The sequence below is a fragment of the Geodermatophilus sp. SYSU D01105 genome, assembly GCF_054050095.1.
The window spans coordinates 116,979-132,580 of record NZ_JBJGYR010000002.1 but is presented as its reverse complement, the minus strand read 5'-3'; the positions used below and the strand labels follow the sequence as shown (position 1 = coordinate 132,580).

The 15,602-nt window shown below is 73.4% G+C and carries 10 protein-coding genes and 1 pseudogene; 7 read left to right on the top strand and 4 right to left on the bottom strand.

Translation table 11 applies throughout. From position 1 onward, the window contains the following. Positions 1 to 138: 138 nt before the first annotated feature. Positions 139 to 2,733 carry a putative bifunctional diguanylate cyclase/phosphodiesterase gene (locus ACI79I_RS02195; protein ID WP_456990604.1) on the bottom strand — a complete coding sequence of 865 codons (2,595 nt, stop codon included), beginning with the start codon at positions 2,731 to 2,733 and terminating at the stop codon, positions 139 to 141. A gap of 168 nt (positions 2,734 to 2,901) precedes the next feature. Between ACI79I_RS02195 and fdh the strand changes: the two are divergent. The 4 genes and pseudogenes from fdh to ACI79I_RS02175 all read left to right on the top strand — a co-directional run bounded on the left by fdh (position 2,902) and on the right by ACI79I_RS02175 (position 8,805). Beyond that, positions 2,902 to 6,192: pseudogene (gene fdh, locus ACI79I_RS02190) on the top strand (formate dehydrogenase). Positions 6,193 to 6,310: 118 nt separating this feature from the next. Next, on the top strand, positions 6,311 to 7,375 hold the full coding sequence (locus tag ACI79I_RS02185) for a 4Fe-4S dicluster domain-containing protein (protein ID WP_456990602.1): 1,065 nt from the start codon (positions 6,311 to 6,313) through the stop codon (positions 7,373 to 7,375). A gap of 73 nt (positions 7,376 to 7,448) precedes the next feature. Beyond that, on the top strand, positions 7,449 to 8,489 hold the full coding sequence (gene nrfD / locus ACI79I_RS02180) for an NrfD/PsrC family molybdoenzyme membrane anchor subunit (RefSeq protein ID WP_456990600.1): 1,041 nt from the start codon (positions 7,449 to 7,451) through the stop codon (positions 8,487 to 8,489). A gap of 40 nt (positions 8,490 to 8,529) precedes the next feature. Next, on the top strand, positions 8,530 to 8,805 hold the full coding sequence (locus tag ACI79I_RS02175; RefSeq protein ID WP_456990598.1) for a hypothetical protein: 276 nt from the start codon (positions 8,530 to 8,532) through the stop codon (positions 8,803 to 8,805). A 42-nt stretch (positions 8,806 to 8,847) separates the two neighbouring features. On the opposite strand, the gene ACI79I_RS02170 is transcribed toward ACI79I_RS02175, so the two are convergent. Together ACI79I_RS02170 and ACI79I_RS02165 are read right to left on the bottom strand one after the other, a co-directional pair. Beyond that, entirely contained in the window at positions 8,848 to 9,786 is a 939-nt protein-coding gene (locus ACI79I_RS02170) for a GNAT family N-acetyltransferase (protein ID WP_456990596.1), read from the bottom strand. A gap of 501 nt (positions 9,787 to 10,287) precedes the next feature. Then, positions 10,288 to 10,797: a hypothetical protein gene (locus ACI79I_RS02165; protein ID WP_456990594.1), complete on the bottom strand. Its 510-nt coding sequence runs from the start codon at positions 10,795 to 10,797 to the stop codon at positions 10,288 to 10,290. A gap of 175 nt (positions 10,798 to 10,972) precedes the next feature. Between ACI79I_RS02165 and ACI79I_RS02160 the strand changes: the two genes are divergently transcribed. Then, positions 10,973 to 11,470, top strand: coding sequence for a hypothetical protein (locus ACI79I_RS02160; protein WP_456990592.1), 498 nt, complete (start codon positions 10,973 to 10,975; stop codon positions 11,468 to 11,470). Between the two features lie 260 nt (positions 11,471 to 11,730). Next, the gene (locus ACI79I_RS02155; protein ID WP_456990590.1) at positions 11,731 to 12,810 is read left to right on the top strand and encodes an NAD-dependent epimerase/dehydratase family protein; all 1,080 of its coding nucleotides are present in this window, start codon (positions 11,731 to 11,733) and stop codon (positions 12,808 to 12,810) included. Between the two features lie 54 nt (positions 12,811 to 12,864). Here ACI79I_RS02155 and murJ read toward each other — a convergent pair whose 3' ends face one another. Continuing rightward, positions 12,865 to 14,373 carry a murein biosynthesis integral membrane protein MurJ gene (murJ, locus tag ACI79I_RS02150; protein WP_456990588.1) on the bottom strand — a complete coding sequence of 503 codons (1,509 nt, stop codon included), beginning with the start codon at positions 14,371 to 14,373 and terminating at the stop codon, positions 12,865 to 12,867. 353 nt (positions 14,374 to 14,726) lie between these two features. Between murJ and ACI79I_RS02145 the strand changes: the two genes are divergently transcribed. After that, entirely contained in the window at positions 14,727 to 15,446 is a 720-nt protein-coding gene (locus ACI79I_RS02145) for a class I SAM-dependent methyltransferase (RefSeq protein ID WP_456990586.1), read from the top strand. Positions 15,447 to 15,602 lie beyond the last annotated feature (156 nt).

Genomic DNA, 15,602 nt, shown 5'->3' with positions numbered 1-15,602 from the left:
GACCAGCAGCGAGCCGAGGCAACCGAGTCGGCTCGAGAAGAGGAAGAACACCGGTCGCGCATGCCCCGTGCGGCACGAGCGCGAACGTCGGCCCGGTTCCACGGCGGGAGGCAGGCCGCCGCGCCCCGCGCCGACCGGTCAGCCGCTGACGGCCGGCGTCCTGCCGGTGGGCCAGTTCCCCGCCGCGAGCTGCTCCACCTCGAGCGGGCGGGAGAGTACGTAGCCCTGCAGGTAGCGGTGCCCCATGTCACGGAGCAGGTCCAGTTCCGCGTCGGTGGTGACACCCTCCACCACGACCGGCAGGTCCAGGCTGCTGCCCAGGTGCAGCACCGACCGGCACAGCGCCTGCCGCTGCGGGTCGTGCTCCACGCCGGCGAGGAACTGCCGGTCCATCTTGAGGACGTCGATGGGCAGCCCGACCAGGTAGGCCAGTGACGACCAGCCGGAGCCGAAGTCGTCGACGGCCACGCGGACGCCGAGCCGACGCAGCACCTCGAGGTCCTCGAGCACCGCCTCGTCGTCGAGCAGCATCGACTCGGTCAGCTCGATGAGCAGCCGGCCGGCCGGCAGCCCACTGGACTCCAGCGCCGCGAGGACGTCGGACACCAGGGACCCGCTGCGCACCTGGCGGGCCGACACGTTGACCGCGACGGCCACGTCGGAGCCGGGCAGCGCGGCGACGGGGCGGCACGCCTGCGTCAGCACCCAGCGGCCCAGGCCGGTGATGAGCGGCGACTCCTCGGCCAGCGGCACGAACGTGGCGGGCGGGACCTCGCCGAACACCGGGTGCCGCCACCGGAGCAGCGCCTCGACGGACACGGTGCGGTGGAGGACGACGTCGACGACGGGCTGGAAGACCACGCGCAGCTCACCCCGGTCGAGAGCGCCGGCCAGGTCGGCCCGCAGTGTCTCCCGGCGCTGGCGCTCCAGGCGGGCGGCGTCCTCGTAGCGGTGCACGCGGCCCGGCCCCGCCGCGCGCAGGGCCAGGTCGGCCTGCCGCAGCGCCTCGCACGGGTCGAGGTCGTCGGACAGGGCGGTGACGCCGGCCGCGGCCCCGAGCTCCGCACCGGCCGCGTCGACCGTCGCGACCAGCCGGGCGGCGAGCACCTCGGCGTCGGCGATGCTCCCGTGGGCGACGACGGCGAAGGTGCCCCCCGTGGCCCGGGCCAGCCAGTCCTCGCCGCGCAGCACGCGGGTGAGGCGACCGGCGAGGTCCCGCACGGCGGCCCCGGCCACCTCGGGCGCGAGCCGCTCCAGGCCGGTGACACCCAGCAGCGCCAGGGACCGCGGACGCCCGACCCCCTCGGCCCGCAGCGCGGCCAGCCGGCGGACCAGCGCCGAGCGGTTGGGGAGCCCGGTGGCCGGGTCGGCCACGGAGAGCTCCAGCAGGGACAGGTCGGCGTCGGGCGCGGGCGCGGCCCCGGTGACGTCCCGGCAGTAGAGGACCAGGGCCCCGACGTCGGGGTCGGCGCGCAGGTCGCTCACCGTGGCCTGGATGAGCCGCCAGCGGCCGTCCGCGTGCCGGATCCGCGCGGTGCGGACGGCGGGTGCGGCCGCGGGCGCCGACGCGGTGAGGGCCGCGGAGAGCGCGGGGGTGTCGTCGGGGTGCACGACCTCGGCGATCGGCCGGCCGACGACGTCGTCCGGCGTCCGGCCGAGCAGGTCGGTGATCGCGCGGGAGGCGAAGGTGACCCGGAGCCGGTCGTCGAGGATGACGACCGGGTCGGCGCTGCCGCGCACCAGGGTGCGGAAGCAGGACTCGCTGCGGAGCAGGTCGGTGGTGAGCCGGCGCTGGGTGTGCCACGTGGCCACCTGGTGGGCCAGGACGGCGAACAGCCCGACCACGCCCATCGCCACGTCGAGGGCGTCGAGGTGCTCGGCGAACCCCAGCCGCAGCAGCAGCGTGGTGCCGGCGACGACGACCAGCGCGTGCGGGAGCAGGGACACCGTCAGGCACGTCACCCGCAGCCGCGGGTCCCCGGTCTCGGGCCGGGGGGTGTCCAGCCGGCAGGCCGCGCAGAGCAGGACGACGGCCCCGCCGACCGCCGGCAGGGCCCAGCGCGTCAGCGCCGAGCCGTCCGGTGCCCAGCCCAGCACGGAGACCACGGTCGCCGCCCCGGCCAGGGCGTGCGCCCCCAGCAGCAGGCCGGCCACCCGCCGGCGGGACGCGGCCACGGTGCCGCGCAGGAGCAGCGCCGCGGCGGCGGTCCCGGCCACCACGAGCGGCACCACGTGCCCGGCGACGACCAGCGACGGCGGCGAGCCGGGGCCCGTGGTGGCCGGGTGCACCACCACGTGGACGCCGATCATCGTGGCGACGACGAAGAGCACCGCCGCGGTCCCCAGCTGCGCGCGTCCGGCGGGCCAGGGGATGCGGCCGCGCAGGGCCGTGAGGGCGACGACGCCCAGGAGCAGCCCGGGGACGGCGCCGATGACGGCGCCCGCCGGGGAGCCCAGGGCCAGGTGCGCGAGGGCCGCGCCCGTGCCGGTCGTCGCGACCGCCGCGGCGGACCGGCGCCAGCCGGCGGGGGCGGCGCTGCCGCGGGCGCCGGCGAGCAGGTGCGCCGTCCCGGTGAGGGCCAGGGCGAGGCCCGCGGTGAGCTGCACGGCCGACGGGGCGCCCAGCAGCGAGGACGCGCCCACGAGCAGCGCGGCCGTCCCCACGGACGGCAGGCCGAGCAGCCCGGACGCCGCGGGGGCGGTCGGTCGCTCGGGAGTGGGGACGGGGGTCACCCTCCCTCCATCGGAACGAGTCCGGCCGTACTCCAGCGGGTGCTGCGCAGGCTCACCCGGAGGTGGCGGCGCGCGCCGGGCTGGCGGTCGACCGGCGCAACCCCCGTGACCTGCGCGGTCGCGCCTCCCGATGCGCCGGATCCGCGACGAGGTGGCAGAGTTCGGGGGGTGAAGACCTGGCTCGATGCGTGGCCGGTGTTCCGGCAGCTGACCGGCCCCGACCCCCTGGGACGCGGCAGGGCCGCGCGCAGCAAGGCGACCGAGAACGTGGTGAGCCGCACGGCCACCGCCGACCGCGTCGTCCAGAGCGTCTGTCCCTACTGCGCGGTCGGCTGCGGGCAGCGGATCTTCGTCAAGGACGAGCAGATCGTCCAGATCGAGGGCGACCCGGACTCGCCGATCAGCCGCGGCCGGCTGTGCCCGAAGGGCAGCGCGAGCAAGCAGCTGGTCACCAGCCCGACCCGGGTCACGAAGGTCCGGTACCGCCGTCCGTACGGGACGGAGTGGGAGGACCTCGACCTCGACACGGCGATGGAGATGATCGCCGACCGCGTCCTGGAGGCCCGCCGCAAGGGCTGGCAGGACGAGAACGACGGCAAGCGCGTCAACCGGACCATGGGAGTAGCGAGCCTCGGAGGGGCGACCCTCGACAACGAGGAGAACTACCTCATGAAGAAGCTCTACAGCGCCCTGGGCGCGATCCAGATCGAGAACCAGGCGCGCATATAGCACTCTGCGACGGTCCCCGGTCTGGGGACCTCGTTCGGACGTGGCGGTGCCACGAACACCCTCGAGGACCTGGCGAACGCCGACTGCATCGTCATCGAGGGCTCGAACATGGCCGAGTGCCACCCGGTGGGGTTCCAGTGGGTGTCCGAGGCCAAGGCGCGCGGCGCGAAGGTCGTGCACATCGACCCGCGCTTCACCCGGACCAGCGCGATCGCCGACCTGCACGTGCCGATCCGCGTCGGCACCGACATCGCGTTCCTCGGCGGGCTGATCAAGTACGTGCTCGACAACGACCTGTACTTCAGGGAGTACGTGGTCGCCTACACCAACGCCGCGGCGCTGGTGGGCGAGGAGTTCGTCGACGCCGAGGAGCTCGACGGCCTGTTCTCCGGGTTCGACCCGGAGAAGGGCACCTACGACGAGACCAGTTGGCAGTACGAGCCGGAGGACCCGCCGCACGCCTCCTCGGACGACCCGGGTGAGGCCGCGGAGCAGAAGGCCACCGAGCAGCACCCCGACGTCAAGAAGGCCGACCGGGCGCAGGCCGCCGGCAGCGGTGGCCCGCCGATCGCGAGCAAGCCCAAGCGGGACGAGACGCTGCAGCACCCGCGCTGCGTCTTCCAGGTGCTCAAGCGGCACTTCGCCCGCTACACGCCCGAGATGGTCGCCGAGGTCTGCGGCATCGAGCCCGAGGCGTTCCTCCAGGTCGCCCGGTGGGTCACCGAGAACAGCGGCCGCGACCGGACGACGGCGTGGGTGTACTCGGTGGGCTGGACGCAGCACAGCGTCGGCGCGCAGTACATCCGGACCGCGTCGATCCTGCAGCTGCTGCTGGGCAACATCGGCCGGCCCGGCGGCGGCATCATGGCGCTGCGCGGGCACGCCAGCATCCAGGGCTCGACCGACGTCCCGACGCTGTTCAACCTGCTGCCGGGCTACCTGCCCATGCCGCACGCCCTCCAGCACCAGTCGCTGGAGGAGTACGTCGCCGACGCGGCCGGCAAGGCCGGCTTCTGGGGCAACAAGCGGACCTACATGGTCAACCTGCTCAAGGCCTGGTTCGGCGACGCCGCGCAGCCGGAGAACGACTTCTGCTTCGACCACCTGCCCAAGATCGACGGCGACCACAGCTCCTACCGGACGATCGCCGACATGATCCAGGGGAAGGTCTCCGGGTACTTCCTGGTCGGGGAGAACCCGTCGGTCGGCCACCCCAACGGCCGGATGAACCGCTTCGGCCTGGCCAACCTCGACTGGCTGGTCGTCCGCGACCTGCAGCTCATCGAGTCGGCGACCTTCTGGAACGAGTCCCCGGAGATCGAGACGGGAGAACTGTCCCCGGACTCCATCTCGACCGAGGTCTTCTTCATGCCCGCGGCCACGCACGCGGAGAAGGAGGGCACGTTCACCCAGACCGAGCGCGTCCTCCAGTGGCGGCACAAGGCGGTCGAGCCGCCGGACGACGCCCGCAGCGACCTGTGGTTCTACTTCCACCTGGGCCGGATCCTGCGGCAGCGGCTGAAGGACTCCACCGACCCCCGCGACCGCCCGCTGCTCGACCTGACCTGGGACTACCCGCTCGAGGGGGAGACGCAGGACCCGAGCGCCGCGGCGGTGCTGCGCGAGATCAACGGGGTGGGACCGGACGGCCGCGCCGTCTCCGGGTACATGGACCTCGAGGACGACGGCTCGACCTCGTGCGGATGCTGGATCTACTCCGGCGTCTACGCCGACGAGGTGAACCAGGCCGCCCGCCGCAAGCCCGGCCGCGAGCAGGGGCCCACCGCCTCCGAGTGGGGCTGGGCCTGGCCGTACAACCGCCGGGTGCTCTACAACCGGGCCTCGGCCGACCCGGAGGGCCGGCCGTGGAGCGAGCGGAAGAAGTACGTCTGGTGGGACGCCGACGCCGGTCGCTGGGTCGGTCAGGACGTCCCCGACTTCGAGGCGCACAAGCCGCCGTCCTACGTGCCCCTGGAGGGGGCCAAGGCGCAGGACGCGCTCGCCGGCACCGACCCGTTCGTGATGCAGGGCGACGGCAAGGCGTGGCTGTACGCGCCGGCGGGGCTGGTCGACGGCCCGCTGCCGACGCACTACGAGGCGGCCGAGTCGGTGGTGGAGAACGCCCTGTACAAGCAGCAGGCCAATCCCACGATCGAGCGCATCGAGGGCCCGTGGAACCGGGAGAACCCGTCGCGCAGCGAGGTCTTCCCGTTCCAGGTGACCACCTACCGGCTGACCGAGCACCACACGGCCGGCGGGATGAGCCGCACCCTGCCCTACCTGTCCGAGCTCCAGCCCGAGTTCTTCGTCGAGGTAAGCCCGGAGCTGGCCCAGCTGCGGGGGCTGGCCAACGGCGAGTACGCCACGCTGGTCAGCGCGCGGACGGCGATCGAGGCCAAGGTGCTGGTCACCGAGCGGATGCGGCCCATCCGGCTGCGGGACGGCACGGTCGTGCACCAGATCGGGATGCCCTACCACTGGTCCTACAGCGGCATCTCCACCGGCGACTCGGCCAACGACCTGCTGGGCATCGTGCTCGACCCGAACACGCACATCCAGGAGGACAAGGTCAGCACCGCCGACATCCGGCCCGGACGCCGACCGCGCGGCCCGGAGCTGATCGAGTTCGTGGAGGGGTACCGGCGGCGGGCCGGGGTCGCCTCGGGACGGGTCGGCCTCAACGGGCGCGACCCGGTCGCGGCCGAGGCCGGGGAGGGGTCCACGCAGTGAGCGCGACCGCGGCCACGTTCAGGCCACCTGGTCGTGGCCCGTCCTCCCCGGTGGCAGACGGTGGGGGAGGACGCGGCACGGCGCGGGAGGACGGCGGGATGAGCGAGAGGAGGCCGGCATGACGTCGATCAGCTCGGCGAGCCCGGCCTTCACCGGGCGGGACCCGGAGCACCGCCTGTTCGGGCCCCTGCCCGACGTCCAGGGCGAGGCCGGGTACGAGGACGACCACCCGGCGCGGGTGGGCTTCTTCACCGACACCTCGGTGTGCATCGGCTGCAAGGCCTGCGAGGTGGCGTGCAAGGAGTGGAACTCCCTCCCGATGGACGACTCGCACGGCACGCGCGACGTCATCGGGCTGTCGGGCATGTCCTACGACAACACCGGGCAGCTGGGCGCCAACAGCTGGCGGCACGTGGCGTTCATCGAGCAGAGCCGCACGGTGGACCTCCCGATGCCGACGTTCGGCCGGCCGGGCGACGACCGGCAGGGGCTGGGGCCCTCCCCGTCCAACGCGACCGGGGACAGCCTGGCCGACGCGCAGGCCAGCGTGCTCAACGCCGAGGCGCTGTCCGAGTACGACCCGCAGACCGGCCAGTCGGGCACCGACAAGCAGATCCGCTGGCTGATGAGCTCCGACGTCTGCAAGCACTGCACGCACGCCGGGTGCCTGGACGTCTGCCCCACCGGGGCGCTGTTCCGCACCGAGTTCGGCACGGTCGTCGTCCAGGGTGACATCTGCAACGGCTGCGGCTACTGCGTGGCGTCCTGCCCCTACGGCGTCATCAACCAGCGCAAGGGTGACGGCCGGGTCTTCAAGTGCACCATGTGCTACGACCGGCTGACCGACGGGCTGCAGCCGGCGTGCGCCACCGCGTGCCCCACCCAGTCGATCCAGTTCGGCAACCTCGACGAGCTGCAGGCCCGGGCCGACGCGCGGCTGGCCACGCTCAAGGCGCAGGGCGTGGAGACCGCCCGGCTCTACGGGCGCGACGAGGACGACGGCGTCGGCGGCAACGGGGCGTTCTTCCTGCTGCTCGACGAGCCGGAGGTCTACGGCCTGCCGCCGGACCCGGTGGTGACCACGCGGGACCTGCCCGCCATGTGGAGGGCCGCGGGGGCCGCCGCGGCGATGATCGTCGGCGTGGCCCTGTCGGCCGTCCTCGGCTCGAGGAGGCACACGTGACCGAGCTCGCGAGGTCACGCACAGGCAGAGCACCGATCGGCACAGCTCCGACGAGCGCCAGGGAGGAGGAGCTGTGACCGAGGGGGTCGCCACGCCGGGTGCCGGCTGGCGCCGGGCCGGCGGGTCGGACGTCACGGCGAACGGCAAGCGACGCCGTCGTCGGGGCGGCGGCCGTCCCGGCGGCGAGGTGCCGATGGTCGAGGAGGCCGAGTTCTCCTCGTACTACGGCCGGCAGATCGTCAAGACACCGGTGTGGAAGAGCCCCGACGTCCCGCTGTACCTCTTCCTCGGCGGTGCCGCCGGGTCGTCGTCGATCCTCGGCGCGATCGCCGACCTCACCGACCGCCCGCACCTGACCCGGGTCACCCGGCTGGTCTCGGGTGGCGGGGCGATCGCCTCGGTGGTCTTCCTGATCCACGACCTCGGCCGGCCCGAGCGGTTCCTGCACATGCTCCGGGTGCTCAAGCCGACGTCGCCACTGTCGGTGGGCACCTACATCCTGTCGCCGTTCAGCGCGGCGGCCGGGGCGACAGCGGCCGTCGAGCTGCTCGGCTGGTTCCCGCGGCTCAAGCGCTTCGGCGGCGTGGTCGCGGCGCTGTTCGGCGGGCCGCTGGCCTCCTACACCGGGGTGCTGCTGGCCAACACCGCCGTCCCGTCCTGGCACGCGGCGCACACCCAGCTGCCCTACCTCTTCGGGGCCTCCGGGATGGCGGCCGGCGGCGGCATCGCGATGGCGCTGAGCCCCGTCGCCGAGGCCGGGCCGGCCCGCAAGATGGCCGTCGCCGGGGCGGTGGTCGAGCTGGCCGTGACGCACCGGGTGGAGAACGACCACGGGATCGTCAGCGAGCCCTACCACGAGGGCCGGCCCGGAGTCCTGATGCGGGCGGCGAAGGCGTGCACCGCGGCCGGTGCCGCGCTGACCGTGGTCGCCGGACGGCGGCGGCCGGGCGCGGTGGCCTCGGGCGTGCTGCTGGCGGCGGGGTCGCTGCTGACCCGGTTCGGGGTGTTCGAGGCGGGCATCGCCAGCACGAAGGACCCCAAGTACGTCGTCGTCCCGCAGCGGGAGCGGCTCGAGGCGGGGCAGAACGGGCACGCCTCGACCATCACCCGCTGAGGGCTGCGTCCGGAGGGGGCGCCCGCGGGGAAGGGCCGGTGTGTCGGTCTTCGTCCTCGCGGTGCCGGCGTTGCTCGTCGTCGTCCTGGGCTATGTCGTCGGCTACCTGGTGTGGGAGGCGACCGGTCTCGGGGGCAACCCGGAGATCGCGGGCTGGCTCACCGGCCTGGTGTTGCTGACCGGGGTGACGTGGGCGCTGCTGTCCCGGCCGCGGCGGGTGCGGCGGGCGCTGCGCCGGGCCCGCGCCCGGGGGCTGGAGGCGGAGGTCGCCCGGCTGGAGGCCGAGGTGGCGCGGCGGCGCCGGAGGAGGGGGTGACCAGGGCGTCCTCGTCGGGGGTCCGCATCAGTTCGGCACCTTTCACCGAAGACCTGCCCACGTTCCCGTCCGCAGGTGCGCTCGTACGCGAGTGAGGAGGGCGTCCCCGACTGGCGTTCCCTGAGTCAGGTCGTACGCCCAGCGCAGGGCCGCAGGACGGATGAACTCCATCGGTGTGGGGTATGCATAGGTCTGTCCCCCGAAGGACATCTTGTACCGGTCACCCCCGGACAAGGCGTTGACGTCGATCTTCGTACCCGAGAGCACCAACGGGAGCACCGGCAGGGACAGCCCACCGAAGTCGTACCATCGGTACCCGTTCTCCTGGGCCCAGGTGAGTGCGGTCCAGTCGATGGCTGCGGGCACGTTGAGCCGCATGACGTCCTCTGAGCGGTCGAACCCGACCAGGCGCCGCTTGAGCACTCCCCCACATCCGGTGAGCACCATCATGGCCACCGGGCGGCCGGCCACCTCACCGACGAAGCCGACCAGATCGCCCGAGGGAGCGAGCTCGTCGAACATCGCGGTCAGGTAGCCGACGCTGAAGGGAGCGAAGCCCTGGTGCCGACTGGTCGCGGCCAAGAGATCGGTGAGCTTGGGCAGGTCGTCTTCGGTCGTACGGCGTACGTGGACCTCACCGGGGCCCCATCGGTTCATCTTGAGTCGACTGCTCAGTCGACGCCGGAGTCGCGTCAGGTCGACGTCGAGATCCAGGCGGACCGACGACCGCGGTGCGATCCCCGCCTCCGTGGGACGGAATCCACGTCCACGCAGGCCAGCGGACAGGTCTTCAGCGCCTTCGGGTGGTTGGACGAACAACATGCGGAGCCGCTCCAGGCCCACCCGTCCCAGCGCGTCGAGGACGACGTCGGACAGCGCTTCAGGGTCCTCGGCATCGGGCGCGATGAGCGGTCCGTAGGCGAGGTAGCCGAGCTGCCCCAGGCCGGTCACATGACGCACCAAGATCTGGGCGCCGCTCACCAAGCGGTTGGATCGGTAGGCCATCACGTACAGCGCCGTGAACCCGGCATGCCGACGAAGGCGGGCCCACCCGGACAACTGGGCCGCATCGGCGAAGGGGACAGAACGAACGAAGTCGTCCCACTCGCTGATGAGGGAGGGAGACGGGGCCTCCGAGATCTGGACATCGAAGGCTTCCCCAGCGTGATCCGCGGAAGGCGCCGGGGGCGCGCTCCCGCGCGGTCGACTCGCTGATCGCTGTACCACTGCTGGCCACGCCATCTTGGGATGCATCAACTGGGTCGGGATCCGTCGGGCATCCAACCATTCCTCCGGAGGCGGTGCGCTGGATCGCGGTATGAGTACCGGTCGTCGGATGTGCGAGAGACGTCACGGTGGCACAACGACGCCGAGAAATCGATGCACGAGCACATCGACGTCTCCCTGCCCGGAATCTCAGAGCCTGGACCGCGGCACTCACCCACGTGCGTGGAGATCGACTACCCGCCGTTGCGGACCCCGTCAGCGGGTTCCGGTGGAGCAGACCGCGCCCGCCCCGACCGCGGTGGCGGACCCGAGCGCGTCTGTGGCGCGGCGCAGGACCTCCCCGGGAGAGGTCCCGGCCTCGAGGAGCGTCACGCCGGCGCACACGCCGAGCCCGGGGACTTCGAGGGCGCTGATGGCGGCGACGACACGGGCGGCGGCGGTCATCGCGCCCGACAGGCCGCCGCTGAGCAGCAGCGCGTACTCCGCCGGGCCGGACCGGCCCAGCCAGTCGTCGCCGCGGACCGAGCGGGCCACGACCACCGTGGCCGCGGCCAGGCTGCCGGGGAGAACGGCTCTCGTGCCGTCCTCCCCCAGCAGGCCGACGAGGACGAGAGCGCCGGGGACCTCGGCGACCGCGGCCAGTCGCTCGCCCAGGTGCGCGGTCACCGAGTTGGGCCCGGGCAGGAGGCTCGTGACGTCGTCCTCCGGGGGCAGGAGGGCGGAGACGGGGAGCGGGACGCCGAGCTGGTTGTGCGCGATGGCCATGCCCAGGGGATCGACCCAGTCCCGGGCGCCGTTGAGCGGGGACCCGCTCCGGCCACCCGGAGTGGTGACGACACGACGGCGCTCGAGGCGAGACCGCGCCGTTTCGTCGTCCCGGGCCCGTACGCTGCGCCGCGCGGGGACGGGCGGTGTCCCTCGGGGGGCGACGGGGGAGCAGGTGGCAGTCGAGGGCGACGTCGCGGCGGTGGCGTTCACGGTCGAGACCCGGCTGGGGCCGGCACAGATCCGGGCGGCCGGACGGCGGGCCGCCGACGCCGGCCGCGCGTACATGCAGACGACCATCACCGAGACGCAGGCGACGGAGTCGGTCCTGCGCTACGTGGCACACGGCCCGGGCGGGTTCGTGCGGCAGATGGGGCTGCAGGTCCGCTGGGAGGAGGCGGGCCGGGGCCGGCGGCGGGTGCACCTGACCGTCGGCGACCACCTGGTCGAGCGCCCGCGCCTCCTGGGCATCCCGGTCGGCCGGGCGACGGTGCCGGCGCTGGCCTCGGCCCGCCGGTTCGCCGACGCCCTGCGGGCCGCGCTCACCGAGCCCGCCCCCCGCGGAGCGGGTGACACCGGCCCCGAGGCCCGGTGGCGGGTGCTGGACCAGCCACCCGCGCCGCGCAGCCCCTCGCCGGTCTGCGGCGCCTCCGCGCGCACCTCGGAACCCTAGGCGGCCGATCCGGGGCCACGGCGCACACCCTGCTGTGACCGGGTCGCACTCGACGTGAGGGCGCGCCGCCGTCTGCGTGTGGCCGGGCACAACGTCCCTGCCCGCGCGTCGTGGCCCCTCCTAGCGTCCCTCCCCTGACGGACGGGGGCGTTCCGGATCGCGTCGTGCCGGGGCGGGGCCGCCCGGGTCAGAGGCCCGGGGCAGGAGGAGGAGCCGTGCGCATCGACGTCCCGCCGCCCACGGCGCCTGCCTGACCGGCCATGTCCTCGGGAGCGGTGCGCGGCACGAACACCGCGCAGGAACGCCTGGTCACCGACGAGCTCGGTCCCGGTGTCGACCTCTTCGGGACGCCGGTCCTGGTCACCGGCGGCACGGGGTTCCTCGGCTCGTTCGTCGTCCCCCGGCTGGTCGCTGCGGGCTGCCGGGTGACGGTCGTGGCACCGGACCCGGGCTGGCGGGAGCCGGTGCGGCAGGCTGTCCGTGACGGGGTGGTGCGCCTCGTGTCCGAGGCCGAGTGGTGGCGGCCGGAGGTGGCGCGGCGCGTGGCCCGCAGCGCGGCCGGCGCCGAGCACCTGGTGCACCTGGCCTACGCGCCGGTCCCGCCGGGCCAGGGCACGCCGGTGCGGCGGGCGGAGCACGAGGTCGGGGTGAACGTCTGCGGACTGCTGGAGTTGGTCCTCGCGCTGGGGGAGCAGGTCGGGCACGTCGTCCTGACCAGTTCCCTCGAGGAGTACAGCGGGACACCGCCCTGCCCGCTCGACGAGGACGTCCGGCCGGAGCCGGCCGACGCCTACGGGGCGGCCCGGCTGGCCCTGGAGGACCAGCTGCGGGTCGTCGCGGCGACCGGCGGGCCCGAGGCGACGGTGCTGCGGCTGAGCACCGTGTACGGGCCGGGAGAGACCGTCCCCCGTGCGGTGCCCCGGTTCATCCGGGCCGGGCTCGCGGGCCTGCCCGCGACCATCCCCGGCGACGGGCTGGAGCGCCGCGACTACCTGCACGTCACCGACGCCGCGCGCCTGGTGACGCGTGCGGTGGCCCGACCGCCCGGCGCGCAGTCCGGGTTCCGGCTGGTGCACGGCGGCAGCGGGACGGCGGAGCGGACGGTGGCGCTCGCCCAGCGGGTGCGCCGGCTGCTCGCGGCCCGGGGGGTCGAGGCGCCGCAGCCGCAGCACATCGAGGGGCCCTACGTCGCCGACGTCCTGAGCCGGACCGACCGGGCGCGCGAGGAGCTGGGCTTCGAGGCGCTGGTCGACCTCGACGAGGGGCTGGCCGGGGAGATCGAGTGGTTCGCCGCCCGCCCGGAGCTGTGGCGGGACCTCGGCGCGGACGCGACGGTGTGAGCGCTCGACGGCGCCAGGCACCCCCCAGCTGTGGAACGCGTCAGCCGGACACGGTCAGCCTGCTCGACCCCGACGGGTCGCTGCGGAGAGCAGATCGGCCAGTTCGGGTGACCGCAGACAGCGTTGGACGGCCAGATAGGTCACCGCACCGGCAGTGCCCGCGAGCAGGACCGTGAGCACGTTCGCGCCGCGGCTGGTGCCGGGCGCCAGCGCAGCCAGCACCAGGAGGACGACCGGGACCATGGCAAGGCCCGCGAGGGTGGTACGTAGCAACGTCCGGCCCAGAGAGGGGTGGGACCGGGGCAGACCCCGTCGCAGCCACCAGCAGAGCAGGGCCCCGGACGCCAGGTCGCTGACCGCGATCACCAGGCCGATCCCCAGGAGGAGTGCGCTGCCGTCCAACAACGCGAGGCCTGCGAGCAGCCCCGACAGGGCGAGCCCGTTGCGGATGGCGACGGCCACGAGTGGACGGCGGGCGTCCCGCCGGGCGTATGCAGCCCGGGTCGCGAAGAACAGCGCTGACCATCCGATGACCCCTAGGCCCAGCCCTAGCAGGGCGACGCGGACCAAGTTCCGCGCCCCCGGCGTCGCCATGTCCCCGAACGACACCACTGTGGCCAGAGGACCACTCAACAAGGTGTAGCCGATGGCGGCGGGCACGGTGAGGAACATGGCCAACCCGAAGGTGCGATCGAACGTCCGCCCGTAGTCCTCCGCGACACCGCGGTGGTGGGCGCGGGAGAGCTCGGGCAGTGCCGCCTGCGAGACGGGCTTGGTGATCAAGGCCCCCGGCAGGCCGTAGAAGGCGAGCGCCAGACTCAAGGCCACCACCCCACCGGGCACCGCCGCTGCCACGACCAGGGGGCACAGGGAGCCCGCCACGTTGAGCCCGGCGGAGCCGAGCGAGGGGACCGCCAGTCGCACGAGCTCGCGCACCTCCGGGTCCCGCCAGGTGGCTGCAGGCCGCAGCGGCACGCCGCAGCGGTGGGCACCGAACCACTGCACGGCCGCGTGCAGGAGCACTGCGGCCGTGGTCCCGCCGCCCAACAACGCCACCTCGGTCAGCGTTGGTTCGTCGATGGGACCGCTCCCGCGGACGAGGGCGTAGAGCCCGAGGACGACGATGATCCCGAGGTTCTCCGCGACCGGAGCCGCCGCCGCCAGGGCGAACCGGCCCCGCGCGTTCTGGACGGCGGCGCCCATGCTGGCCACCAGGTAGAGCGGCACCTGTAACAGGAGCAACGCGAGCAGCACCCAGGCGGTGGCCGTGCCGGTGGTGTCGGCGTCCTCGGGGACACCAGCCGACAGCAGACCGAGGATCAGCGGGCCAGTGGCGATCCCCAGAGCCACGACGCCCATGGCCACCAGGACCGAGAGGGTGAGGAAGCCGCTCGCCAGCCTGTTGACGGCCGCGGGGTTGTCCTGGTCGAAGTGCCGGACCAGCGCCGGCACCACCAGGGAGACGAGCATGGTGCCGGTCAGGAGTTCGAAGGTCAGGTTGGGGAGGGTGTTCGCAGCTTGGTACAGGTCACCGAACCGAGTGGGGCCGAGCACGGCGGCCACCACGATGATCCTGGCCAGCCCGCTCCCTCGGCTGAGCAGTGTCCACGCCGACCCCACGAGGGAGTCCGAAGCCACTCGCTGGAGTGCGTTCGTGCCGGTTCGGGTCATGCACTGGACCCGTGAGACCTGCGCGCAGCAGGACGCGACCCGCCTGAGACGAGATCGGCCAGCACGTGAGAACCCTTCCGGTCATTCGGCTCGCCGGGCACCTCCCGAGGGGGCCCAGCCCGCATGAACGGTCTGGGATCCCGGCAGGAGGAAGCCGGGCTGCGACCCTACTGCGACCGCTGCTTCGCGCGTAGGGTTCCGGCTCTGCCCTGGCTCACAACGCGGTCGCGAGGAGGCCGGTGTCGATGGCGAACGAGGCTCTACGTGCCCACTGGGCGTCCGTCGGCGGGAGCTACACGGCGGAGTGGCAACCCCCGGCTCGCGCGAGGCTCGGCGAGCGTGAGTTGGACTTCGTCGTCGCCGGTCTGCAGAGGAGCGCTGCGCGCACGGCCCTGGACGTGGGGATCGGTAGTGGCCGCGTACTCTCCGCGCTGCTGGAACGCACGACGACGACCGAGTTCTACGGGATCGACATCGCCGCGGCGATGGTCGAGGCGACGCGCAACCGACTGGCCGGTGAGGAACGCCTACGCGACCTGCGGGTCTGCGACCTCTCGGCGGAGCCCCTGCCGTTCGACCGGACGTTCGACTTCATATCTGCCATCCGCATGCTGAAGTACAACGAGGACTGGCGAGGCATGGTCGGCAAGCTCGCGACGGCCCTGTCCCCGAACGGTGTGCTGGTCTTCACCATGACCAACAGCCGGTCGTTGAACCGGTTCGCCCGCGAGTACGCGGTCCCCTACGAGAGCACGACCCGGTCGGAACTGGAGAAGCTGGCGCACGGCCTCGGGCTGGAGGTCCTGGACGTCGCGGGGTTCACCAAGCTGCCGCACCGCGTCTACAGCGGCGTGCGCTCCCCGCGGCTGGCCAAGGGCCTCCTCGCTGTCGACGCGACCCTGGACAGGGTCGTCGGGACGACGACGTTCGCCCGCGAGATCTTCGTGGCCGCGCAGCGGGGGTAGCGATTCCCGAGCGGGTCCTGCAGGAGGAGTTCGGACGTCGGGTCGTCCTCGAGGAGGGCGGGAGCGTCGTCCGGAAGACCTTCCACGCTGGCACGGCCGAGGAGTGTCATCGGCAGGCGGCCGACGAGTACTCGCGCCTCCGGCAGTTCTGGACGG